Origin of the sequence: Parasedimentitalea psychrophila (assembly GCF_030285785.1) — a bacterium.
Taxonomy (GTDB): domain Bacteria; phylum Pseudomonadota; class Alphaproteobacteria; order Rhodobacterales; family Rhodobacteraceae; genus Parasedimentitalea; species Parasedimentitalea psychrophila.
The window spans coordinates 3,300,232-3,324,778 of record NZ_CP127247.1 but is presented as its reverse complement, the minus strand read 5'-3'; the positions used below and the strand labels follow the sequence as shown (position 1 = coordinate 3,324,778).

General features: G+C 58.5%; 20 protein-coding genes. 8 read left to right on the top strand and 12 right to left on the bottom strand.

Features of this window, described 5'->3' with window-relative positions; all coding sequences use genetic code 11:
• Nucleotides 1-61: 61 nt before the first annotated feature.
• The gene (locus tag QPJ95_RS16190; RefSeq protein WP_270917151.1) at nt 62-1,231 is read left to right on the top strand and encodes an NnrS family protein; all 1,170 of its coding nucleotides are present in this window, start codon (nt 62-64) and stop codon (nt 1,229-1,231) included.
• A 39-nt stretch (nt 1,232-1,270) separates the two neighbouring features.
• Here QPJ95_RS16190 and QPJ95_RS16185 read toward each other — a convergent pair whose 3' ends face one another.
• Nucleotides 1,271-2,113: a LysR family transcriptional regulator gene (locus tag QPJ95_RS16185; RefSeq protein WP_270917150.1), complete on the bottom strand. Its 843-nt coding sequence runs from the start codon at nt 2,111-2,113 to the stop codon at nt 1,271-1,273.
• Between the two features lie 108 nt (nt 2,114-2,221).
• On the opposite strand from QPJ95_RS16185, the gene QPJ95_RS16180 reads away from it, so the two are divergent.
• The 5 genes from QPJ95_RS16180 to QPJ95_RS16160 are packed head-to-tail and all read left to right on the top strand — an operon-like array spanning nt 2,222 to nt 7,017.
• Entirely contained in the window at nt 2,222-2,821 is a 600-nt protein-coding gene (locus QPJ95_RS16180) for an amino acid synthesis family protein (RefSeq protein WP_270917149.1), read from the top strand.
• A complete protein-coding gene (locus QPJ95_RS16175; RefSeq protein ID WP_270917148.1) occupies nt 2,793-3,572 on the top strand; it encodes an alpha/beta fold hydrolase in 780 nt (259 codons plus the stop codon). The genes QPJ95_RS16180 and QPJ95_RS16175 overlap by 29 nt, the downstream gene beginning before the upstream one ends.
• Entirely contained in the window at nt 3,569-4,492 is a 924-nt protein-coding gene (locus tag QPJ95_RS16170) for a flavin reductase family protein (RefSeq protein WP_270917147.1), read from the top strand. The genes QPJ95_RS16175 and QPJ95_RS16170 overlap by 4 nt, the downstream gene beginning before the upstream one ends.
• Nucleotides 4,493-4,495: 3 nt before the next feature.
• Complete coding sequence (locus QPJ95_RS16165; protein WP_270917146.1) at nt 4,496-5,530, top strand: LLM class flavin-dependent oxidoreductase; 1,035 nt, start codon at nt 4,496-4,498, stop codon at nt 5,528-5,530.
• Nucleotides 5,531-5,538: 8 nt separating this feature from the next.
• On the top strand, nt 5,539-7,017 hold the full coding sequence (locus QPJ95_RS16160) for an aldehyde dehydrogenase (protein WP_270917145.1): 1,479 nt from the start codon (nt 5,539-5,541) through the stop codon (nt 7,015-7,017).
• Nucleotides 7,018-7,140: 123 nt separating this feature from the next.
• Here the strand turns inward: QPJ95_RS16160 and QPJ95_RS16155 are convergent, their stop codons facing one another.
• The 6 genes from QPJ95_RS16155 to QPJ95_RS16130 form a co-directional block, all read right to left on the bottom strand.
• Nucleotides 7,141-9,276 carry a HEAT repeat domain-containing protein gene (locus tag QPJ95_RS16155; RefSeq protein ID WP_270917144.1) on the bottom strand — a complete coding sequence of 712 codons (2,136 nt, stop codon included), beginning with the start codon at nt 9,274-9,276 and terminating at the stop codon, nt 7,141-7,143.
• A gap of 67 nt (nt 9,277-9,343) precedes the next feature.
• Entirely contained in the window at nt 9,344-12,019 is a 2,676-nt protein-coding gene (locus tag QPJ95_RS16150) for an arsenate reductase (azurin) large subunit (protein ID WP_270917143.1), read from the bottom strand.
• A 12-nt stretch (nt 12,020-12,031) separates the two neighbouring features.
• Nucleotides 12,032-12,619, bottom strand: coding sequence for an arsenate reductase (azurin) small subunit (locus QPJ95_RS16145; protein ID WP_270917142.1), 588 nt, complete (start codon nt 12,617-12,619; stop codon nt 12,032-12,034).
• A 13-nt stretch (nt 12,620-12,632) separates the two neighbouring features.
• Nucleotides 12,633-13,757 carry a cytochrome-c peroxidase gene (locus QPJ95_RS16140; RefSeq protein WP_270917141.1) on the bottom strand — a complete coding sequence of 375 codons (1,125 nt, stop codon included), beginning with the start codon at nt 13,755-13,757 and terminating at the stop codon, nt 12,633-12,635.
• A gap of 13 nt (nt 13,758-13,770) precedes the next feature.
• On the bottom strand, nt 13,771-14,847 hold the full coding sequence (locus QPJ95_RS16135; protein WP_270917140.1) for a cytochrome-c peroxidase: 1,077 nt from the start codon (nt 14,845-14,847) through the stop codon (nt 13,771-13,773).
• 271 nt (nt 14,848-15,118) lie between these two features.
• The gene (locus QPJ95_RS16130; RefSeq protein WP_286018139.1) at nt 15,119-17,359 is read right to left on the bottom strand and encodes a hybrid sensor histidine kinase/response regulator; all 2,241 of its coding nucleotides are present in this window, start codon (nt 17,357-17,359) and stop codon (nt 15,119-15,121) included.
• A gap of 42 nt (nt 17,360-17,401) precedes the next feature.
• Between QPJ95_RS16130 and QPJ95_RS16125 the strand changes: the two genes are divergently transcribed.
• Nucleotides 17,402-18,127 carry a response regulator transcription factor gene (locus tag QPJ95_RS16125; protein WP_270917138.1) on the top strand — a complete coding sequence of 242 codons (726 nt, stop codon included), beginning with the start codon at nt 17,402-17,404 and terminating at the stop codon, nt 18,125-18,127.
• 95 nt (nt 18,128-18,222) lie between these two features.
• Here the strand turns inward: QPJ95_RS16125 and QPJ95_RS16120 are convergent, their stop codons facing one another.
• The 3 genes from QPJ95_RS16120 to QPJ95_RS16110 are packed head-to-tail and all read right to left on the bottom strand — an operon-like array spanning nt 18,223 to nt 21,781.
• Nucleotides 18,223-19,593, bottom strand: a complete 1,371-nt coding sequence (locus QPJ95_RS16120) for an aspartate aminotransferase family protein (protein WP_270917137.1) — start codon at nt 19,591-19,593, stop codon at nt 18,223-18,225.
• On the bottom strand, nt 19,580-20,596 hold the full coding sequence (gene doeB / locus QPJ95_RS16115; RefSeq protein ID WP_270917136.1) for a N(2)-acetyl-L-2,4-diaminobutanoate deacetylase DoeB: 1,017 nt from the start codon (nt 20,594-20,596) through the stop codon (nt 19,580-19,582). Before doeB ends, QPJ95_RS16120 begins: the two co-directional genes overlap by 14 nt.
• Before the next feature lie 3 nt (nt 20,597-20,599).
• Nucleotides 20,600-21,781: a M24 family metallopeptidase gene (locus QPJ95_RS16110; protein WP_270917135.1), complete on the bottom strand. Its 1,182-nt coding sequence runs from the start codon at nt 21,779-21,781 to the stop codon at nt 20,600-20,602.
• A gap of 153 nt (nt 21,782-21,934) precedes the next feature.
• Between QPJ95_RS16110 and QPJ95_RS16105 the strand changes: the two genes are divergently transcribed.
• Complete coding sequence (locus QPJ95_RS16105) at nt 21,935-22,417, top strand: Lrp/AsnC family transcriptional regulator (protein ID WP_270917134.1); 483 nt, start codon at nt 21,935-21,937, stop codon at nt 22,415-22,417.
• Nucleotides 22,418-22,457: 40 nt separating this feature from the next.
• Here QPJ95_RS16105 and QPJ95_RS16100 read toward each other — a convergent pair whose 3' ends face one another.
• Together QPJ95_RS16100 and QPJ95_RS16095 are read right to left on the bottom strand one after the other, a co-directional pair.
• Nucleotides 22,458-22,637 (bottom strand): hypothetical protein, encoded by a 180-nt coding sequence (locus QPJ95_RS16100; protein ID WP_270917133.1) that lies wholly within the window; start codon nt 22,635-22,637, stop codon nt 22,458-22,460.
• A 1-nt stretch (nt 22,638) separates the two neighbouring features.
• A complete protein-coding gene (locus QPJ95_RS16095) occupies nt 22,639-24,546 on the bottom strand; it encodes a nitric oxide reductase activation protein NorD (protein WP_270917132.1) in 1,908 nt (635 codons plus the stop codon).
• Between the last annotated feature and the right edge of the window lies 1 nt (nt 24,547).

Genomic DNA, 24,547 nt, shown 5'->3' with positions numbered 1-24,547 from the left:
ATATCCTAATATCAAATCAAGACAAGCGCTTCCAATATTCTGCCGAAAGGCCCTATACAAAATGATGCCTCGAAAAGAATACACCGGACCTACTCTGCTAAGCTACGGGTTTCGGCCATTTTTCCTGTTGGCGCTTGGTTTTGCCAGCATCTCCATCCTGATGTGGATGTTGATCTATCAAGGTGAGTTGACCCTGTCCGGCCCGTTTCAGCCGCTTGATTGGCACATTCACGAGATGCTGTTTGGCTATAGTTCGGCCGTTATCACCGGGTTCCTGTTTACAGCCATTCCAAACTGGACTGGTCGCATGCCGGTGCGAGGCTGGCCACTGGCCGCCCTGTCACTGTTATGGATTGCTGGCCGCCTGGCCGTCGCCGGCATCATTCCGCTTTCTTTCACCGCAACCATGCTCCTTGACTGCGGCTACCTGACGGCGATCCTTGTCATTGTACTGCGGGAGATAATTGCCGGTAAAAACTGGCGCAACCTGATGGTCATCGGCCCCATTGGGGTGTTTTTGGTCGCAAACATTCTATTCTACATCGAAGTTCTGCAAAATGGAGAATCTGACTACGCACGCCGATTGGCCTTTGCAGTGGTGATTTTCCTGATCACACTGATCGGCGGCCGCATCATCCCAAGTTTCACCCGGAACTGGCTTGTCAAAAACAATCCGGGACCGTTGCCCGCTGCGATGAACCGATTTGACAAGCTCTGCCTTCTGGCCGCTGCAATTGGCCTGTTGCTTTGGGTGGCAGCCCCTGATTGGGGGATTTCGCAGGGCGCTTTGATTGGCGCGGCAATCATGCATGTCGCCCGGCTGCTGCGCTGGCGGGGTGATCGGGTTAGAGCCACCATGCTTTTGTTAATGCTACATATTGCCTATGCGTTCATTCCGCTGGGGATGCTGCTGTTCGGCTTGGGCCTGACCGTAAGCGGGCTGCATATATTTGGCATTGGCGCCATTGGCGGTATGACATTGGCCGTGATGATGCGCGCCACCATGGGGCACACCGGGCGCGTTCTGGCGACAAGCTGGGATCTTGCATTCGCCTTTCTGCTCCTGATGCTGGCCGCAGTGGTTCGCAGTGCGCTGGTCGACATTTCAACAGACCCGATGATGGCTCTCTGGACCGCGGCAACTCTGTGGACTGTCGCTTTTGCCATGGTTCTCATTCGTATCGGCCCTTGGTATTGCAGACAGAACCCGGCGCGGCGCAAGCCAAGCTGAGCAACAAGGGACCACCGGTTTGACGGCCTGTGACACAGGCTACCGCGAGGTCCGCGCCAGAAACCACTCTCCAAACACTGCAGCCGCCGCAGAGCTCTTGTTGACCGACAGATAAAACCCTTCCTTGCCGGCAATCGAAGCCTCATGTGCGCGCATCAATAGTCCAGACTGGATACCGTGCTCGGCTAATAGCTCGCTGACAAGGGCCACACCATTGCCGTGCATCGCCATGTGAAGTGCCATACCATAGGAATCGGCAAAAATCTTGGGCCTGAGGTCGCCGCCAATATTTTGGTTCCAGGCTTTCCAACCGTCCGAGGTACCGACCGTCTCAATCAATGGCAGATCAGCCAGTGGCCCGGTCAGGCGCGGCGATTTCAGCGCGATCAACCGGTTGGGGGTCAATGGTATCGCATTGCTGCCAACTTGTTTTTCCGACCCAAAGCGGATCTCGACATTGGCACGGGCGGTGTGAAAATCATCGGGCCAGACAGCGCTGAGAAACCGCAGCCGAATATCTGGATATCGTTGGGTGAAATCCATCAGATGTGGCGCGATTATCCACTGGGCGACGCTGGCCGACGTCGCAATCGTCAAAAGATTTTCCGGTGGCGCGGCATCAAAGGTATCCGTCGCAGCCGCAAGGGTTTCCAGGGCGGCGCCCACTTTGGGCAGCAATTTTCGCCCATCATCGGTCAGCGACAACCCCCGTGCATGGCGGCTGAACAATGCCACACCAAGCCGCATTTCCAGCGACTTCACCTGCTGGCTGACCGCCGATTGCGTCAATCCAATTTCATTTGCGGCAGCGGTAAAGCTCAGCTGGCGCGCCGCGGCCTCAAAGGCCCGGAACCAAGTCAGAGGAGGAAGGGATTTTGCCATTGATCAACCGAGCCATTAGTCTTTCTAATACCTATGCGCATAATTCATTCGTTTGTCAAAAAAGATGACTGGCAGGATAACCTTTTGGCGACGAACAGGAGAATGACGATGCAACCGGATATCCGAAAAATAGTGACCTACGACGAAGAGGTTTTGATCGAAGGCTTTCGCAAGGCAGACAGGCCCTGGCGCATGTTTGCGGTGGCGGCGGTTGTTCGCAACCCCTGGGCGGGGCGTTATGTTGAAGACCTGAAACCCGAAATTCAGGCCTATGGCCCGGTGCTTGGGGAGATGATGACGGACCGCATGATCCGACTGGCTGGCAGTGGAGATGCAATCGAGGCCTATGGCAAAGCCGCAGTTGTCGGCCTGAACGGTGAAATCGAGCACGCCTCGGGGCTGATCCACACGCTGCGGTTTGGCAACCATTATCGCAACGCAGTGGACGCCAAATCCTACCTCGCCTTTACCAACACCCGCGGCCCTGCAAATGCGCCGATTATGGTGCCGCTGATGGACAAGAACGATGCAGGCCGCAGGTCGCACTACCTGACCCTGCAGTTTTCAATCCCCGACGCGCCACGCGATGACGAAATCGTCGTTGTGCTTGGCGCCGCAACCGGAGGCCGCCCCCACCACCGCATTGGCGATCGTTATCAGGACTTAAAGGATTTGGGACATGACCTGGACAACCCTGCCGCGGTCTAAGCAGGGGGATCTGTCCACAATCGTTTCAGGCGATGGCCCGCCGCTGCTGCTGATCCACGGGGTTGGTTTGCGCGGCGAGGCCTGGTGTGGACAGATCGACACCCTGTCGACCAATTACAAAATCACCGCGGTTGATATGCCGGGGCATGGTGCCAGTGTTTTACCCGCTGGCGACATGACTCTGACCCGCTATGCGGATCGCATAGCTGCCACCCTGTCAGAACCAAGTGTGGTCATCGGTCACTCAATGGGGGCAATGATCGCCCTGGACATCGCCATTCGGTTTCCCGGTCTTGTTCGCGGCGTTGTGGCTCTGAATGCCATTTACCAAAGGGGTACCGCCGCCCGCAAGGCTGTGCGGGCGCGGGCTGCAGGTCTTGATGGCCTGTCGCACCCGGACCCATCCGCAGCCCTTGAACGCTGGTTCGGGACCGCAACTTCCCCTGCCAGAGAGGCCTGCCGGGGCTGGCTAAGCGACGTTGATCCCAGGGGATATGCAGCGGCCTATCAGGTGTTTGCCAATGAGGACGGCCCCGCACCGGACGACCTCGCCACCCTGCCCTGCCCGGCGCTGTTTATGACCGGAAGCAAGGAGCCGAATTCCACCCCCGCCATGTCGCACGCAATGGCCGCCCTGGCGCCGCGTGGTCGGACCAGCATCATCGAAGGTGCTGCCCACATGATGCCAATGACCCATGCCGATCAGGTCAACGCTGGCTTGATGGCGTTTGCACAGGAGTGTTTCCGATGAGCAAAATGGACCCCCGCGCCCTGCGCAATGCATTTGGCAGCTTCATGTCTGGTGTCACCGTTGTCACCGCACTTGACCCCGATGGCCAGCCGGTGGGCTTTACCGCCAACTCGTTCTCGTCGGTATCACTGGACCCGCCGCTGCTGTTGGTCTGTCCCGGCAAATTCCTGTCGAGCTATGAGGTCTTTGCCAATTGCAGCCATTTCGCCATCAATGTCCTCGCCGAGGGACAGGAAGAGATCTCAAACACCTTTGCCAGTTTCAAAGGCGACCGTTTTGCACAGGTCGAGCATCTGCCAGATTTACATGGCGTGCCATTGATCAGAGGCGCTGTTGCGCAGTTTTCCTGCACCACTCACCAAACCCTAGAGGCCGGGGACCACAGCATACTGATCGGACATGTCGAGGGCTACAGCCATGATTCCGTTCCCGGTTTGGGCTATGTTGGCGGGCAGTATTTCAGCCTTGGCCTGGAACGCGCCGCGCTTGAGAGCCCGAGGGGCACGGTGGTCTGCGGCGCCATTATCCAACAGGCCGATCATGTTCTTCTGGAACGGACACCGCATGGGTTCCGGCCGCCGCAGATCACCTGCACCGACCGCGGGCAATTGCGCCATACCCTGTGCCAGAACCTGACCATGCGCGGCGTCCCTGCACAACTGGGCCAGGCCTATTCCGTCTTTGACGACCCCCAAAGCAGCCTGCACTACGCGTATTTCCTGGCATCCGGCACTGGTGTCTCGCAACAGGATCCCTTGCAGGCAGTGCCGATCTGCGACCTCGCCACCTTGAACTACACCACCCCTGCCATCGCGCAGATGATGAGGCGTTACGCCATTGAGGCCCGAAGCCGCAGCTTTGCTCTCTATCTTGGTGACGCGCTGCACGGCGATGTTCACGCCCTCCCTGAAAGGACTTGAGAAATGGATTTTTCACTTTTTGCACATATGGAGCGCCTGACCCCGGATCAGCCCCATAGTGTCCTTCACCAAGAATTCATCGCGCTGTGCAAGATGGCTGATGAGGGCGGGATGCGTGCGGTCTGGACCGGTGAGCACCACGGGATGGAATTCACCATCGCGCCCAACCCCCTGCTGACACTGGTAGATCTGGCCCACCACACCAAAAATGTGCGCCTTTGCACCGGCACCGTAATCGCGCCGTTTTGGCACCCAATCAAGCTGGCAGGTGAGGCCGCAGCTGCCGACCTGATGACCGGTGGACGGATCGAACTGGGGGTCGCACGCGGCGCTTACTCGTATGAATATGAGCGCATGATGCCGGGTTTGGACGCCTGGGAGGCCGGGCAAAGGATGCGCGAAATCGTTCCACTATTGCCGAAACTCTGGGCCGGCGACTGTGCCCATAAGGGCGAGTTCTTTGACTTCCCCTCGACCACATCTGCGCCAAAACCCGTGCAGGAAAACGGCCCGCCCATCTGGCTTGCAGCGCGCGATGCCAATAGCCACGAATTTGGCGTTCAGAACGGCTGCAACATTCAGGTCACGCCGCTATGGCAAGGGATAGAAGAAATCGAAAGCCTGATGGACCGGTTCAATGCCGCCTGTGACGGGCATTCCGGACCCCGGCCAAAAATCATGCTGCTGCATCACACCTATGTTGGTGCAGATGAAGCGGATATCACCCAGGCCGCACAAGATCTGTCGCGCTATTATTGTTATTTCGGCGCCTGGTTCCAGAACAAACGCCCCGTAAAACAGGGGTTGATCGAGCCGCTGTCAGACGAAGACATCGCCGCCAACAAGATGATGGCACCCGAAAACCTTATTCGGGATCTGACCATGGGAACGGCCCAGCAGGTGATTGACCAGATCCGCCGCTACGAGGACCTTGGCTATGATGAATACGCCTTCTGGATCGACAGCGGCATGAGTTTTGAGCGCAAACGAGACTCGCTTTCCCGGTTTATCAACGACGTCATGCCAGCATTCAGATGAGGGACAAAATGGATCAGAAACCGCATTATCAACTGTTCATTGACGGCGATTGGACCGAAGGCGCCAGCGGTCAGGTGATGACCTCGCTGAACCCTGCGACCGGCAAAGGCTGGGCGACATTCGCCTGCGCCGCCCCCCAGGATGTGGATCGTGCCATCGCAGCCGCACGGCGGGTGCTGGAGCAGCCGTCCTGGCGCGACATGACGCAAACCCAGCGCGGCAAACTGCTGTATCGACTGGCTGATCTGATCGAAGGAAACGCCGATCAGCTTGGCCATGTGGAAACCACCGACAGCGGCAAACTGTTGGTCGAAACAACCAGTCAAACCAAGTATGTCGCCGAGTATTACCGGTACTACGGCGGGCTGGCTGACAAAATCGAAGGCGCTGTGCTGCCGATCGACAAGCCGGACATGCATGTCTTTACCCGCCGCGAACCGATCGGGGTGGTGGTGGCGATTGTGCCCTGGAACGCTCAGATGTTTCTCACGGCGACCAAGCTGGGACCGGCCCTGGCGGCGGGGTGTTCGGTTGTGCTGAAAGCCTCTGAGATGGCGCCAGCGCCAATGCTTGAATTCGCCCGATTGTTTGAGCAGGCCGGGTTCCCGCCCGGCGTGGTATCAGTTCTGACCGGAGATGCTGAAAACTGTGCAATTCCGCTGACACGGCACCCGGACATTGACCGGATTGCCTTTACCGGCGGGCCAGACACCGCGCGCCATGTGGTGCGAAACTCTGCCGAAAATTTCGCCGTCACCTCGTTGGAACTGGGTGGAAAATCGCCAATCCTGGTGTTTGAGGATGCGGATCTGGACGGCGCTGCAAACGGCCTAATTGCCGGCAATTTCGGGGCCTCAGGGCAAAGCTGTGTCGCCGGATCACGCGGGTTGATCCAGCGCCCGATTTTTGACGAATTGGTACGCCGGATTGAAGAAAAAGCAGCTTCGATCATCGTTGGCGACCCACTGGCAGCCGCGACCCATGTTGGTCCGCTGTGCACCGCCGCGCAGGTCAAACGGATCGAGCAAACTCTGGCAGTGGCAACCTCGCAAGGTGCCGCGATCCGCTTTGGCGGCAGCCGATTGGATCGTCCGGGAAACTACATGGCACCAACGCTGGTCGAATGCCGGGATCTGAACACCGAAACACTGAAGGTCGAAATGTTCGGGCCGGTCATGTCGCTGCTGCCTTTCGACACCGAGGAAGAGGCCATTGCCATCGCAAATGGCACAGAGTTTGCCTTGGGCTCTGGAGTGTTCACCCAAAACCTGGCCCGCGCCCACCGGGTTTCCGCCCGGTTGAAAGCTGGCATCTGCTGGATCAACACCTATCGTGCCGTCTCTCCGATTGCGCCCTTTGGTGGCTATGGTCAATCCGGATATGGCCGCGAAGGTGGCATGGAAGCGATCCAGGATTATACCCGGACCAAGACCACCTGGATCAGCACATCTGAGGCTCCGATGGCCAACCCGTTTGTTATGCGTTAGCCAAGGCTTAGCCGATAAGAACAGGTGCTGGGCGGCGTAAAATGCCGCCCCTCCCACTAATGCCACAGGTTTCGACTGGCCGGTTTTCCCGTGGGTCTTTTGGCGCAGGATCTAGGCGCGATCTCAAGCGGTTGCCAGTTTTTCATACGCAGAAATCCGGCAGGAATCACCAGCCAGCCAACTGGTGCCGAGAGCATCAAGAATGACAAAGTGATCCCGGCCAGAAACCGTCTTGTCGGCAAGCCGAAGCTGGGCCTGACTGCGCATCTCGGCCGACCGCTGCAGGCCCCAGCCAATGGTATCCACGCGGCCCGTTTCAAAGACCTGAGCAATCGCCTGAGCTTTCAGATCAGCGTCAGCACCGTTCAAAGCGACAGTCAGCGCCGCCTGCCGCACCCCTGCGACCGGATCGGCAATAAAATCGAGCAGCCGGTGTCCGCGCAGATGCCCCACCGCATCTGCGCGCAGCAGCGCATCGCTGTCCTCAATCGCCTGCAGCACAAATTTGTCGACCTGATCACTTGCAACAAGCACCGCAAATGCATTGCGGCGCACCTCGGGCACCGTGTCAGCCAAGGCCATTGGTGCCGCCAGAGCCGTCTCGAGGCAGGTTGTGAAATCCGCCCGCAGAAGCCGCCATACTGCGATCCGCATCATGTCTTGCGGGGCTGTGATCCGGTCCAACACCGCAGCGGCAATTTGGACCGCGTTCAACCCCGTCGCCGCCGCCATAGCCGCGCAGCTCAGATCATCAGCCACCGCATCCGGGCCTTCGACGGCCACCCTATGGCTCTTTTTTGTGGCGCTGCGGCTGACAGCGGGCTCATCCGTCGCCAAAGGCGTGGCCTGCAAGGACGCCAGGGTGGATCCAGAGACATCCGGCTCTTCCTCACCTGCCTCCAGAATGTCACCGTCTTCGCTGATGCGGATATTCCTCGACCCTTCTTGCTGTTGCATCCCAACATCTGCCGCCGCCCCAAGATCAAGCGGTTGCACGGCATCGTCTTCTGCCAGCAGGGTGCCATCAATGGCCCGCACCAGATAGCTCAGCGCCTGCCGATCTCCGCTCAAAGCCCGCGATCTGATCTCGTGCAAGGCCACCAGCCTCAGCTGTTGGCTTCGGTCCGCAAGCAACAGCTGCAGTATGTCCAGTACCGCCGGGTCGCAAAGCCCTCCCAGACTGCGGGTTGCGGCTATTCTGGCCTCGATCACCCAGCTCGGGTCCACAACAAAAGCGCTCAGCACTGCCACCGCACGGTTGGCGGCAAATTTCGGCAACAGCTTGGCAGAAGCCAGGGACAGAACATCATCCCCCGTCTGCAACCAGGCCTGCATGTTATCCACCAGCATATCACCAAGATCGTCAGGCACAGGCAGCACCAATAGCCCCAGCGCGGTGGACTGAACGGTGGCAGATGGGTCCGCCAATGCCGCAATCACCCATTCTGGACGGGCCCCGGCAAACCGGCGCAATGCAACGCAACGCAGATGTTCGGAAGGATCACGAACTGCCAGATCCTCGGCTTGCGGCATATCCTCCGAGAGCAATTCAAGCCCCAGCAGGCGCAGGCCAACCTCCTCTGCCTGAAGCAGTTGATCCAAATGAGCCCGCAGCAATTCCGGGTCCACCTCAGCCAGCGCATCAGCGGCGCGCTGGCACGATAACCCCTTGCCGCCCTCGACACTGGCCAGCAGTTGGACCAGCCCCTGTTTGCCCAGTTGCGCCAGGGCGCGAAACACTGGGATGTCCAGGGTCTGGCCCATCTCATCATTCAACGCCGCCAGCAGATCATCAATGCTGTCTGTCACCCCCAGACTGCCAAGGGCAGCAATGGCAGCAATCTGAACGTCGAGCCAATCGTCCCAATCGGCAATTTCATCTTCCCAGGCAATAGCGTCTTCACATTTGCTTTTTGCCAGCGCCCGCAATTGCGGGATGCAGCTTTGGTCCTGCAGGCCAACCAGAATTTGGATCGCAGCCAGTTTGACCTCGCGCACCGGATCGCCTTGCAGCGACTGCAGGATCACCGCAGCGTCCTGGCGGCACGCCAGCGGTGCCAGCGCTTCGATTGCATCACTGCGAACGTCGGGATCAGGGTCACGCAGCAGGCCAAGAAGCACCTCGCGGCTGCGTCGGTCGGCGGTGCCATAGCAGCCCAGCGCGCGGACGGCAGCGCATCGGATCACTTCGTTTTCGCTTTGGATATGGCCCAGGATTGCGGTCGTGATGTCTTCGCAGCGGATCGGATCAGCCACCATGGCATGCCTCGTATTTCGTCGTCAATCAGTGATCACCGGCGACTGGATGCCGCCGATAACCCTAGGCTTAGGCGATGTCTCGCCGGGCAAAGGACATCGAGCGGAACTGGTGTTTGTAGGGGCTTTCACCCATTTTACGCAGCTTGCCGACCCCCATTTTGAAATTGTAATTGCCGCTGATCCAGTCAACCACGCGGCCAGACAGCGCGTTGGCTGGCTGAGCCGGGTGCAAGAAGTCCATATAGCCCAGGTTCTCTTTGACCGCCGCAGTGACAATCGCCACTGCGGTGATCGACCCTTTGGTCAGCTCAATATGGCCATTCTTAAGCAGCGATGAAAATTCAAAATCATCACCATTGACGCCCACAATCGTCTCAGTCTGAACCGGGATCCGGTCCGAGTAAACTTGAACGTAATCGCCATTTTCGATGCCACGTGCCGCTGCCACCTTTGGGTGGATCTCGATCCAGTTTTCCGGCCAGCGCTGCACGATATAAGGGCGGCGGCGGTCGTCGTAACCGGACTGCCAGCGCTCGTTGATCCTTCCCGAGCTGATCCAGATTTCATCCTCGCGGGGTTTCATCCATTCCCAATAGGAGCTGAACAGATCCCAGGGGGCTTTCTGGATGTTGCACTTGCCAGTCTGAGAGTTGAAGTGGGTCAGTTTCTTGTTGAAGACGTTACCGCCCACCGGCCCCTCAGCTGGCAGTTTCCGGGTGATGTCATGCAGCCGTTTGGTGCCCTCCAGCGTGCCATCGGCCCGCATCAGCACCGGGCCCTGGATACCATTGGTGCCAAACTCGCCCAGTTTCTGGTGCAAGGTCTTGCCTTCGCGGTGCGCCGCAACCTTGACCATGTAGAAATCCTTGCGCGACCCGCGCGAGAACCGGGCCCCCTCTTCCAGCACGTCGTTGGAGTTTTGCCAGTCAAAGCCTTCAAAACCCATTTTCCGGGACAGCTGGGCGATGATCCACCAATCCGGCTTTGCCTCCCCCGGGGCATCGTAGAACTTGGGATACAGACGGATGCGCCGTTCGCCGTTGGCGCGGGTAAAGTCCTCTTCACCCCACCCCGACGCAGGCAACACGATGTCCGCATAGCGGGCCCCTATCGGATCGACCAGATAGATATCCTGATTGACCACCACCGTGCCTCCACTGTCGGCGCGCATGATCAGCGTGTCGATGATATCCTGTTTTTCAAAGCTGGACACCTGATGTGGGTTGCGGGTTGTTAGCTCGTCGAACTTGGTTTGCAAAGATTGGGTGCCGCACATCGCCTGCACCCAGGTGGTGCCGATGACATGGGCGAACCGGGTGTGACCAGCCATGAAATACCGGTCGGTGTCCATCGCCCGACGGCGACGGCCCGGAAGTTTCTCCGGCGATTTGTTGCGTGGGTATCCGCCACCGCGCAAGCCCCCCCGCTGGTGGCCACCCGCCCGGCCAATCACCTGGCCCGGACGACCGCCACAGCCACAGGCAATGCCAAGCGCCGAGATCGCCTGAGTGTTGCCGGTGTTGTTGGACCAGTAAAAGCCCTTTTCGATCATGATCGAGGTTTTGGGGCGGCTGCCATCTGCTTTGGGTTTGGCCATCCATTCGGCAGCAGTATAGATTTTCTGCACATCAATCTGGGCAATCTCGGCAGCCTTTTCCGGCACCGAATAGTCCTGCGCCAGCAGCCAGTCTTTCCAGTCGTCAAAGCCATCGGTCTGGAACTTGCCCCATGTGGTGCGCCACTGCCAGGGCGTGTTCCGCGTCCCCTGACCAAACCCCGAGGAGCTTTCCCATTTGTTGTTGACCCAAGTCTTGATCCAGTCGTCGTCCTGCCAGTTGTTTTCGACAATGATGCGGGCAATGGCCAGCACCACCGGCAGATCGGTGCCGGGCTGAATGTCCAGCAACAGGCCACCGTTCTTCACGGCAAAGGCCACTCCGGCGGTACTGCGTGGCAACATAAAGATCGCCTTTTGCCCCCCCAAGATGGCCGGCATGATAAAGTCGGTAAACAGGATGGTTTTTGTCTCGTAGGGGTCGGTGCCGCACATCAGCAATGTGTCCGCCTCGGCCCAGTCGTCATAACTGGGGGCAAAATTGTCAAACCCCGCGTCCCGGAAACCAGGCGTCGACGACACATCCGAAGGCGTGTCATGAAAGGTGAAATTGGCGGTTCGAATATTGCCCAGCGCGTATTTGGTAATCGCGTAGGTGTTCTCCATGTAGCCGTAAGAGAAGGTTTTGACGCAATAGGCATTGGTGCCGTGCTTTTTCAACACATCGTTGCCAACGGCAGCGACGATATCCAGGGCAAAATCCCAGGTCACCGGCATCAGCACCCCGAACATCCGCACCATCGGTGATTTCAGGCGATCCCGGGTTGGGGTCTGCGGATTGTAGACTTTTTGCGCCAGAGCACCGCCCCGGATCGACGAATTACCAGAGTAGTTAACGAATTCGGCATCCTTATCAGGGATGATCACCACATGGTGCGGCTCGCCATTGTGCAACACGATATTATGCTGGTTCGGAGCAACCCAAGGCCCCAGTGGCGACACCGGGAAATCTTCGCCAAATGCGTTCTGATCCGCCAAAGCCCCGCCCCGGTTGCCACCGCGCACCGGCCAGCGGTACACCTTGTAACCACAAGCAACGATGCAGTAATCACATGCCGTTGCAATCACCTCGGCATCGGGTGGAGGCAGCGGAACGGCTTCTTCCGGGACATAATACGGAGTGGACATCAGTGGTACTCCTCAGGCCTGTAGATTGTCAAAGCGGCCGTAGATCAGGCCAAACATGCCGACGGCGTAAATGTCGTCACCATCCAGTTCGAGCAGCACCTGTGGCAGCGATTGATAGGCCTGACCCGAGATAAAAATCCCGTGCCGGGTCAGATCAAAGGTGGTCAGGTGCAACGGGCACGGGCCCAGCGCCTTGTCAGCGGCCTGATAGGTGCCCTGCAGCGGCCCGCCCTGATGGGTGCAGGTGTAGTTAAAGGCCACCACGTCCTTGTCCGGGCCGATGCCGCCACCAGATACCTGGCCCAGCTTGACCAGGATCGACTCTGCGTATTCGCCTTCGTCGGGGTATTCAAAGTCAAACGGTTCGTCGGTCTTCAGCGCGCTCAACTTGGCGATCAGCTTGCGTGGATAGGTCGAGATCACCGCCGGAGTCTGCGCCTCGGGCGCTCCGGGGATCCCCACCATCACCAGAGATGTGGCAATGCCACCACTCAGCAGCACCTGACGACGGTTGATCAGGCATTTGCGGGTTCCGGCCTGCGCCGCCTCGTCATTTTCGCCGTTGATTGCGGCAGCAATTTTGGGATCGAGTACAGTCACCTCAGATCTCCTTTCAGTTGGACGCCGCAGGAAGCGGCTGCATCTCGGGAATGTCAGGGAATTCCGGCAGGATTTCTTCGCCTGACAGGCTCTCAATGAAGGCCACAAGATCATCCATTTCAGCCTCCGACAGGCCCAGCGGCTGGATCAATTCGGATTTGGTCTTGGAGAACTCGTTGGTCCCGCCACCGTTGTTGTAGAATTCGACAACATCCCGCAGCGTTTCCAGCATGCCATTGTGCATGTAGGGATAGGTATATTGAGTATAGCGCAGCGACGGCACCCGGAACTTGCCCTTGTCGACGCTCTCTTTGGTGCGGAAATACAGCCCCGGATCATCCTTGGTGCTGCGGTACATCACTTCGGTTGACCCCTTCGCATAAAGCTCAAAGCGATAGGTGATCTGGGCGATCGGATCATCCTGCCAGCCGTCATAAGGCGGCACGCCAATATTATAATAGGCCTCGTTACTCAGCAGCGGGCCGTTATGGCAGGTGACGCAGTTGCCCCTGCCGGTGAAGATATCCAGACCACGCTGTTGCTGATCGGTCAGGGCGCTATCATCCCCCCTCATGTAGTCGTCAAACGGGGTGTCGGTCTGCACCAATGTCCGCTCATAAGCGGCGATCGCCATATAGGCATGACGGATATTGGGCCAGTCGTCGCCAAACACCTCGGCAAAGGCCGCGCGGTATTCGGGCACAAAGGCCAGTCGCGCCTCCATCATGTCGTCTTCACCATTGCCGGCCACACCGCCGCGCGCCGCCGACCGGGCCTGCGCCTCAAGCGACTTGGAGGAGCCAGCCAGGAACAGTTTGCCGTAATAGGCCGAGTTGATGATGGTCTGGCTGTTGCGCCAATGGGTGGTGCCGGGATAGCCAAAGCTGATCTTCTCCTGCACCGCCCAGCCTGAATCAGGCATGTGGCAAGAGACGCAGGGCATCGCAAAATTGCCCGACAGGATCGGATCAAAGAACAGCATTTCACCCAATGCGATCTTTTCGGGGGTCTGCGGGTTATCCGCAGGGATCGGCGGCGGGCCAAGCGGTGCCAATTGGGCCGGCCGCTCGCCCTCGGCCAGAGCGGTTGTTGCCCCGATGACAGCAAGGCCTGCCATAAGCGTCTGAATGCGTTTCATGTCCCGGCCTCCTTCAATTGTTCACGTTGCGCCAGTCTTCGATCAGCTGGTAGCCAAAGTCGGCATCCGGCCAGACATAGGCCTCAGTCTCAAAACTGTCGCCGCTGAGCGCCTGCAGGAAGGCCACCAGATCATCCTTTTCACCCGAAATCAGGCCCAGCGGTTGCAGAATGCGGTCTTTGTTGAGGTCCTCTCCGCCGCCGCCATCGTAGAAGTCCACCACATCTTGCAGCGTCGCAATCATCCCATTGTGCATGTAGGGCGCGGTATAGGTCAGCTCGCGCAGGCTGGGCGTCAGAAAGCTGCGCTTGGTTTCTTCCTGGTGGGTCCGCACATAGGCGCCCAGGTCTTCGCGGATGTTCATGTAGTTCTCGACCCCCATGAACTTGGCATAAGTGACAAACACTGAATGGCGCATGGGGTCGGACCAGATTTCCGGATTGTTCGGCACGCCAATGTTATGTGGCCTGTCATCGGTGAACCGTTCACCGCTGTGGCAAGTCGCGCATTGCCCCTTGCCCTGGAACAAGACCTGACCGCGCTGCGCCGACTCTGACATTTCACCCGTATCCACAGGCGCATTGCGCGATATGATGGTTTTCAGAAATTCCTGCAGGGCATTGCGGGCCCCGCCATTGGATGGCTCACCATAGCCGGCAGCCGCGAACATATCGACATAGACCGGATCCTGTTTGAACCGCTCCTGCATGATGCGCATATCCATGTTCATCAGGAAGGTCTCAGTGATCATCTCCCGCGCCACATCGTTCAGATTGGTGCCCAGTTTGCCGTCATGCAGCCAGGCAGCCCGGTAGCCGACATTGGCCAGACCCGGTGCATTGCGGAAATGGGCGCCGCCGCTATAGGCCTGCGACAGCGCCTCGCCGTCGGCAAAGGCCTTATCAGCCTGATGACAACTGGAACATGACAGGCTGGTATCCCCAGATAGGCGCGCATCGTAAAACAATCGCTTGCCCAGCTCAGCCTGCGCAGGGTTCACCTCAAAGGGCGGCAATGGCGTCACAGCCTCTTGCGCCCATACAGAACTGCCAGTAATCAACGCGCCCGCAACCAGGGTTCTAAACAGCATCGGCATCGCCTTTCCCGTATCGACCTTGCAAAGGGGGCGATCCCGACCGAAGGTCTCTGTTGATCAGCGCGGCCCTTGCCGGGTCCGGCGTCCAAGCCAACCGGGGCCCACCGGCCCACAGAAACAGGAGTGGCCCTCCGGCTGCTCGCCGTGACGCTAACCGATTCCCGCCCTCAAGATGTTGTGAGCAAGGTGACGAAATGTTCTGAGATGTGACGGAATGTGACCACCCCGGATCGCCGGACGGATAACTGGACGGTTAACTGGGGCGTCAACTATTCACATCATCCAGAAGTTGGCGCAGGAAATGCGCCAGCTGTGCGGGATCGACCGGCTTGTCCAGCACCTGTGGCAGCCCCCCCGGAACCGAAATCCCATCCAGCTTATAGCTTGAGCAAAACAGGATCGGAATGTCAGGCCGAATCCCACGGATTGAGGTCGCCAGCGCCTCTCCACTCAACTCGGGCATCATCAGGTCCGACAGAATGATATCGAACCGGTCTGGCTTCTGCTTGAATCGCTCCAATGCGACAACCGGCGATGAAAATGCCTCGACCCGGTAGCCCAACCGCAACAATACCCGCCGGAAGGTTCCGGAAATCTCGATATCATCGTCCACCAGCATGATGGTTTCACTGCCACGCGGCAAATCCCCACGTGCCTTCGCTTCGGACAGGGCCTGTTCCGAGCTGCCGGGCAACAGGATCGAAAAACAGCTTCCGTCTCCCCGCTGACTGTCGACCGAGATCTGCCCGCCCATGTCCTGCACCAGCCCGTAGACCACCGCCAGACCAAGCCCCGAGCCTTTGCCCAGTGGTTTGGTGGTGAAGAACGGCTCGAACAAATGTGACCGGGTTTCCTCACTCATCCCCGAGCCGTTGTCATGCACTTGCAGCTGCACCCAACCGCCGTCGCGTTGAGGCAAGCCAGTCGGGGTGTCAACGGACGAAAATGAAACTGTAATTATGCCGTCGTCTGCTCCGATGGCCTCTAGCGCATTCCGGCACAGGTTCATCACAATTTGATGCAGGTGGGTCGGGTCGCCCAGCACCACGACGGGCGCGGATCTGGCGCAGTTGAGCTTAATTGTCGGCGGCATAGAGGCCCGCATCAACCGCGTCACCTCGCGGGCAATCTCACTCAGATCGACGGCTTTCAGCTGGCCGGGCTCGCGCCGCGCAAAAGTCAGCAACTCGCGCACCAGATTCTGCGCCCGGCGCGCCGCAATATCTATCTGTTCGATCTCGCCAGCCAGATCACTGCCTTCGTCGGCATCCAAGCCAGCCAGATGAGCCGAGCCAATGATTGTCGTTAGAATATTGTTGAAATCATGCGCAATACCGCCCGACAGCTGCCCCACCGCCTCCAGCTTTTGCGCCCGCACCACCTGATCCCTTGCATGGCGTTGCTCGGTGACATCTTCGCCGGTGGCGATAAAGCTCTGAATGGTGCCATCCGCCGCCATCAGCGGTAATATTGTCGTATCAATCCAATACTCCAAGCCATTTTTCTTTCGGTTCAGAAACACCCCGGACCAGCTGTCTCCGGCCAACAATCGCTGCCGCAGGTTGGCATAGGTCCCATTGGAGGTTCTGCCCGATTGCAAAAAACCCGGTGTCTCTCCCAGAACCTCATCCCGGTTCCAGCCGGACAGGGTTTCAAACTTCCGGTTCACATATTGAATGCGCGCATCGGTGTCGGTGATCACGATTGTTGCAGGGCTTTGTTCAACCGCAGTGGTCAACTGGCTTTCAGAGCGTTGCAACCGGCGGCGTTCACCCAGTTCCAGCGCCAGCAGCGACTGCGCCCTATGTAGATTCTGCACCAGAAAGTATATCATTCCGGCAATAATGACCGAGGCCAGTGACAGCGCCAAAATCGAGACAAAGCCAATCTGGATCAATTGCTGCCCCTGCAGCACAGCCGCTTCGATGCGGCTGCGCGACGCCAGCTGGATCGCCTCCCAGTTGGCCTCCAATGTGGCCAGCGCCGCAATGGCCGCCCGGTCATCAACCCGCACCAAAGTATCAATCTGCGCCGCACTCCAACCTTTGCCAGCGGCATGGGTCGCAATATCCAGTCGCGCTTCATACACCCGTATGGTGCTCAAAACGACAGCCAGCGCCGCCTTTTCCTCGGCATCAATCTCCAGTTGCTTGAACTCTTCGACCACCGCGTAAAACTGGCCAATCTGGGCGCGCGCCTCGACCAGATAAACCCGGTCCTGACGCAATACGTAATTCTTGAAATTGTGGATGATGCCACCGAATCCCAAATGGGCGCGCAATGAGCCAATCAGTATCCCCTTGCGCTCGGCAGCGCCGGAATAGGTGCCCCAACTGGAATGGATCTCAACAAACTGCCGCCGGCTCTGCAGCCCCAGCACCCCGCCCAAGACAACGGTTCCCAAGATCAGAACCACAGCGGCACCGGCGATCATACGGGGCCAGATCTGCCGAGAGAGATATATCTCTGTATCCATGGTATAGTTTTGGATGTCATTGTCACTCACTACAAGGCCCGTTATCACCTCTGTAGCAATCAGGAGCCGCGCATGACCGAGCACGTTCTCGTTGTCGATGACGACAGCCAGCTGACCGCATTTCTGGAACGGTTCTTCAGAAAGCACGGCTATCGCGCAACCATCGCCAATACCGCCAAGCGCGTTTTTGCTGAACTTCAAAAACACCAATTTGACCTGATTATTCTGGACCTGAACCTGCCGGACGATGACGGGCTGGATGTCACCCGTGAGATCCGCAAGAGCTCGGCAGTGCCAATCATCATGCTGACGGCGCGGGATGAGGTGTTTGACAAGATCATCGGCTTGGAAGTCGGCGCCGACGATTACATGACCAAACCCTATGAGCCGCGCGAACTTCTGGCCCGGGTTCGCTCTGTGCTGCGGCGCCGGGTCAGTCTGACGGCAAGCCCGGCCAGGGACACCGCCGCGGCACGCTGGCTCAGGTTTGAGAACATCGAATTGGACATTCTGAAGTCCAAAGCCAAGCGGATATCGGATGGCTTGGATCTGGGGCTGACCAGCACCGAATTTGCGCTGGCCAAGGCGCTGGCGGACGCCGCAGGCGACGTCTTGACGCGCGACCGGATCATGGACCTGATCTACGGCAACTCACTCACCGCCACCGACCGCGCCATTGATGCCCATATCGCACGGCTGCGGCGCAAATTAATGGCTGATGACGATACATCCAGCGTCATTTTGACGGTGCATGGATCAGGCTACAAACTGGCAGCCACGACAACCAAAATTGCCTGACTCAGTCAATATTCCAGGTTTCAGTCTTCTATGTATCACCACTACGATGGTGAACGGCCCAAATCAGACTGGTTCTGACATGGGCCGTTGCACGGTTAGCCGAGCACTTCGGACACGGCCTCTTTGCAGACAGATACCACCTGATCCACTTCTGCCGGGGTAATGCACAGCGGCGGGGCAAATCCGATGATGTCGCCCTGGGGCATCGCGCGGGCGATCACATTGCGCTTGGCCATCGCCGCCGAAATGGCATAGCCAACCTTTTTGGCCGGATCAAAGAACCCCAGAGGCGACTTGGTCTCGGCAAATTCGATCGCACACATCAGACCTTCGCCGCGCACCTGCGCCACATATGGATGATCGCCAAAGGCCGCCGTTAGTTGCTCCAACAGATAGGCCCCTGTGGTGGCAGAGTTCTCAACCAGCCCCATTTCATCAATCAGCTTCAGGTTGGCAACACCAGCCGCCGCACCGATTGGGTGGGCCGAATAGGTCCAGCCATGGCCAATGGGACCATTTTCGTCGGTGCCCTGCTCTAGCACTTTCCACATTTTGTCGGACACAATCGAACCAGACAGCGGCGCATAGGCCGAGGTCAGACCCTTGGCAATGGTGATCAGATCAGCTTCGATCCCATAGTGAGTTGCGCCAAACATCGAGCCAAGGCGGCCAAACCCGGACACCACTTCATCGGCAATCAACAGGATGTCATACTTCTTCAAAACCGCCTGAATGGCAGCCCAATAGCCAGCCGGAGGCGGCACAATGCCACCCGTTCCCAGCACCGGTTCACCAATGAATGCCGCAACGGTATCTGGCCCTTCAGCAAGGATCATCTCTTCCAGCTTGGTCGCACAATCGGCCGAGAACTCTTCCTCGGACATGCCCGGCTTGGCACCGCGCAGGTAATACGGCGCTTCGGTATGTACCACCTGAGACAGCGGCAGGTCGAATTTGTTGTGGAACAGCTCCAGCCCGGTCAGGGATCCGGTCATCAGGCCCGAGCCATGATAGCCACGCCAGCGCGAGATGATTTTCTTCTTTTTTGGCCGACCCAGAATGTTGTTGTAATACCAGACCAGCTTGATGTTGGTTTCATTGGCATCCGAGCCGCTTTGACCAAAATAGACCTTGGACATGTTGTCCGGGGCGCGGTCCAAAATCATTTTCGACAGGGTGATGGATGCCTCGGTGCCGTGACCCACATAGGAATGATAATAGGCCAACTCGTGCGCCTGCTTTGAGATCGCCTCGGCGATTTCAGTGCGGCCGTAGCCCACATTGACGCAATACAGCCCGGCAAATGCATCCAGCATTTTGCGATCATCCCGATCGACGATATAAACACCCTCGCCGCTTTTGATCACCCGTGTCGGGGTCTCACCGCGGGCGTGTTGGGCAAGGTGAGTGGAGGAATGAAAGAAGTTTTCACGATCCCATTGGGCAAGTTGATCATTGGTCAGCAAGTTTATTTTCCTTTTTGTCTTCCTGTGCCAGAACCGCCAAACAATCGCCGGGCTGGATCAGGCCATAAGTGTGCCGGACCGCCAGTAGGCCATCCATTTTTGAGTAAATGTCCAAGGGGGGCACCCCGGTACGGGTGGTGTCCCAAATACGTGCAAGCACATCGCCCTTTGCAACGGGGCCACCAAGGTTTGTGGTGTATTCGATCATTCCGCCAATCGGCGAAAAGTGAAAACAGTTGTCATCATCCTGAACCAGATGCCTGCTGGGCGACAGCTGCATTTCGCCCTGCATAATGCCGGCATGGATCAACAGGTTGCGCAGGCCCTTACGGGCGATGGCAACAGTTTCAGGGGTGCTGGTCCCTGCCCCGCCCAGTTCTGTGGTGACAAAGGTTTTGCCCAGGGCTTCAACTGCGTCGTCATACATTCCGGCGCTGTCTATCTCGAGCATGAGCATCGAGTACGGAGCATTGAACGCATCCCGGGCGGCACTACAGCGCGCCTCCTGCTCCTTGTCCGCCAACACATGTGACGCCGCAAATGGCAGGAAGTTCAGGGTTTTTCCGCCGGAATGGAAATCCAGCACAACATCGGCCAGCGGCAACAGATACCGCTGGAAATAATCCGCGATCTTTTCCGTCACCGTGCCATCTGGCCGCCCGGGAAACACCCGGTTCATATTGCCCGCATCTATCGGCGAGGTGCGCGTGCCTGCCGAAAAAGCAGGCATGTTCATGAACGGCACAATGATGACGCGCCCGGTCAACTCAGCCACGTCAATGGTCGAGGCCAACGCGGTCAGCGCCAAGGGCCCTTCATACTCGTCGCCGTGATTGGCCCCGGTCAACAAGGCTGTGGGGCCATCGCCATTTTTCGCCACAGTAATGGGGATCATCACCGATCCCCAGGCACTGTCGTCGCGGCTGTAGGGCAAGCGCATGAAGCCATGCGAAACGCCATCCGCATTCAAATCAACCGTCAATGATATGGATGAATCCCGCATGACTTAGCCTTTCACCATCAACCCGTGCGGGGTTGAGCACAGGTTTTCCGCCCCGGTTTCAGTGATCAGAACCGGCTCAGTTATCTCAATGCCGCCATCATCCAGCCAAAGCGCAGGCATGAAGTGAAAAGTCATCCCCGGTTCAAGAACCGTCTTGTCATCGCGGCGCAGCGAAAAAGTATGCTCGCCCCAGTCCGGCGGATAGGACAGGCCAATGGGATAGCCACAGCGACTGTCTTTCTCAAACCCCAGCTTGTTCAGCGTGGCGTTAAACGCATTGGAAATGTCTTCGGCAAAATTCCCCGGTTTTGCCTGCTCCATTCCAGCTGCCACTGCCTCGATCACCGCCGCCTCGGCGGCGCGGTATTTCGCAGGTGGCTCGCCAAAGAACAGGGTGCGCGATTGCGGAGCGTGATAGCGCCGGTGGACGCCAGCGATTTCAAAGAACGTCGCCTCGCCCGCCTGCAACTCACTGTCATCCCAGGTCAGATGCGGCGCCGTGGCATCCTTGCCCGAGGGGGCCAGCGGCACAATCGAAGGATAATCCCCCCAATGCCCGTCAACACCGGTTATCGCCGCGTGATAAATTTCCGCGATCAGGTGGTTCTTCTTCATGCCGGGTTCTGCACGGTCCAGAATTGTGGCGTGCATATTCTCGACGATTTTTGCCGCACGACGCATATAGGTGATCTCAGTCGGGCTTTTGACCGCCCGCTGCCAGTTCACCAACACATTGGCATTCACCCATTTGGCATCGGGTAGTTCTTGCACCAGTGACATGTAGGCAGCGGCGGTGAAATAGTAATTATCCATCTCCAGCCCGATGCGCGCACCTGCCCAGCCCTGCGCCGCCAACAGCCGCGCCAGATCTTCCATCGGATGCTTGTCCGGGTTCTGGACGAAAGTGTCTTCATAGCCAAAGACCGCCTCAGACTGCATATAGACCGTCCGCAACGCCCCCAATGCATCCATCGCGCGCCCCCACCAGAGCGGCGGGCCGGAGGGGCCAACAATGACCGCTTGATGCACGTAAAACGACCAACCGTCATAGCCGGTCAACCAGGCCATATTGGCCGGGTCAGTCACCACCAGGACATCGCAGTCGGCTTGTTCCATCGCGGCACGGACCTTGGCCAATCGGGCGTCATATTCGTCCAGCCCGAAGGGAAGATTAGAAGTGGTCATCAGGCGATCTCCAAGTCGTTGTTTTCACATTTAACACTGCAACGTTCAGGCCGTGATGCAAATGGATTCAGTCCCGCATCGTACCGATACGGCTTGCAAAAATAACGCAAACGCTCGAAAGACGTGGGTAAAATATGCAAAAAACAACGAGCCATGAAGATTATGTTCAAGCTGGACGATTTCGATCGAAAAATTCTCCATGAAGTGCAGCTCAACAATCAGCTGACATCCGCCCAACTCTCCGAGAAAATCGGCCTCTCGCCCACCTCGACACAGCGGCGGCTAAACCGGCTGCGCAGTGAAAAGGTGATCGAGGCTGAGGTCGCTATCGTTTCCGGCGCCGCCGTTGGCCGCTCTCTGACGATGATGATCGCCGTCACATTGGAGCGCGAACGCTCTGACATCATAGATCATTTCAAGAAATCCGTCCGCCGAGAGCCGGTCGTGATGAGCGCCTATTACGTGACCGGAGACAATGATTTCATCCTCATCGTCAGTGTCAAAGACATGGAAGAATACGAGGAATTCACCCGTAGTTTTCTATACAATAACCCAGATATCAAAGGCTTCAAAACCACTGTGGTGATGGACCGGATAAAGGCGTCGTTTTATATACCACCTTGGGAAACGACATAAGGCCCCGCATTATCATATCCGCATTCGGACAGCCCACGGGTCATCTTTTGTGGACCAGCCAGCCCACGGTGACCAGGGCGCCGACCAGCAGTAGCGAGGCCATGAAGAACCAGAACTCGGCGGTGGCGCTTTGGGCCTGCGGCACGGGCCGGTTATAGGCCTCGGCCCAGACCTGGGCGGGCAGCAGGAACGCTGCGATAAGGGTATAAAGGCGGATCATTTCAGGTCTCCTGAGTGAGGCAACGATAGATTTGCGGCAGTGCCCGGCTTAACCGGGTTGGATCGGGCAGCAGTGTGAACCCGGCCCGCCCAAAGATACGCGCAAACCAGTCCTGGCCGTCTTGATCTATGACAATTCCATGCACAACATGGCCCAGGCTGCGCGCCTCGCGCACTGCCATATGGCTGTCCTCAATGCCGTGGATGCCCTCGTAGTGGTCCAGATCATTGGGTTTGCCATCGGTCAGCACCAGCAGCAGTTTGCGGCTCGAGGGTTCCTGCTCCAGCATCGCGGTGCTGTGGCGGATGGCGGCGCCAAGCCGGGTGTAGTGGCAGGGGGTCAGCCCGCAGATCTTGCGGCTGACCTCTGGCGACATCGGCGCATCAAAGCCCTTGCATTTCTTCACAAAAACCCGGTCGCGGCGCAGCGAGGAAAAGCCCCAGATGCCCAGCCGGTCACCGCTGGCATCAATGCCACCTGCCAGCGCCACCAGACTCTCGCGGGCGATATCAAGCACCGTGGCATCGCCCACCGAGGCCTCGGTCGAGCGTGAGGTATCCAACAGAAAGCCCACCGAAAGATCGCGCTCTATCTGGCGCATGCTTTGGTAGATCCTATCGCTGGCGGTGCCATCCGCCTTTAGGTCCACCCGCGCCGAGATCAGCGCATCCAGGTCCAGCTCGCTGCCCTCAATCTGGCGTGGCCGCAGAATCCGGCGCGGCCGCAGCGCCTCAAACTGGCGGCGCACCGCCCGCATCTGGCGCGGATCCGGGGTAAGCGCCTGCGGCGCGTCCGCATCGGCATCCGCCTCCAGCACCCGGGTGTGGTCCGGCATATAGAGACGTTTGCGGTGGTCCCATTCGGGATATGTAAACACCCCGGACAGGCGCTCGTGGTCGGCATCCGCCGGCGCCAGATCCAGGTGCATCCGCAGCCGGGTGGCGGCCTTTTTGTCGTCGTGGCGCGACAGGATGATCTTGTCCATATCATCCGCCGCCTTTTGCGCGTCCGGGTTCTTGTCGTCATCGATCGAGCGGTTCAGGTTCATGCTTTCGACCCAGGACAGGATCGATTCAAACCGGTGGAAGATCAGACTGTCCTTGCGGTTGGCCTCGTCGCGGTCCTCGCGCGCCGCCATTTTGCGGTTGCTGGTCGCGGCAACGGGCGGCGGGCCAGAATTATTCGCCTCTTCTTCCTCGCCCGCACTGGCACCGGATCCGGGCGCCGACAACGACAACCAGATCGGCACCGGCGTAAAGGGCAGATAGCTTTTGGGGCTCTGCTGCGGTGCGGGAATATCTATCACCTGCGCCTGCGGACTGTTCAGCTGGTCACGAATGGCAGCTTCAAGCCGGGCCTCTTCGCGGGGCAACATCAGTTTGGGCCGGGTCACCAGAATAAAGCTGCACATCCGCTGATAGGCGCCGCGCAAGCCCGGGCAGCGTTGAAACGCCAGATCGGCGGCCTGCGCCATCGCCTCGATCTGGGCGTGATCGTGCAGACAGCCGCAGCCAGATACCGCAGGCAGGTTGGGCCGGGTCGCGGCCAGCGCGACCAGCCAGAAATAGGCCGCCCGGTTCATCGCAGCTTCCGGAAAGACATCCATCACCGGCGGCAGGCTAAGGCGTTCGCCGTCAAAGCGCGGCACAAACAGCAGCTCGCCCCGGTTGCCCAGCTTGCGCGCCACCGATTGCCGGTGATGTGAGCGCAGGGCGGCGGCCTCGCCGATCTCCACCGAGGCCTCGCCGCCAAGCGCCCGGAACAACAGCACCAGGCTGGGCCGGAGATCGGACAATTGCACCGCCGCCTGCGCAAAGCGCGGCTGCGCCCCCATGGAGCTGGCGTAATCATGCCAGAGGTTGCCGATTGCTTCCTCGGGGTCCATCAGATCAAGCGGGTGAAGGGCCATT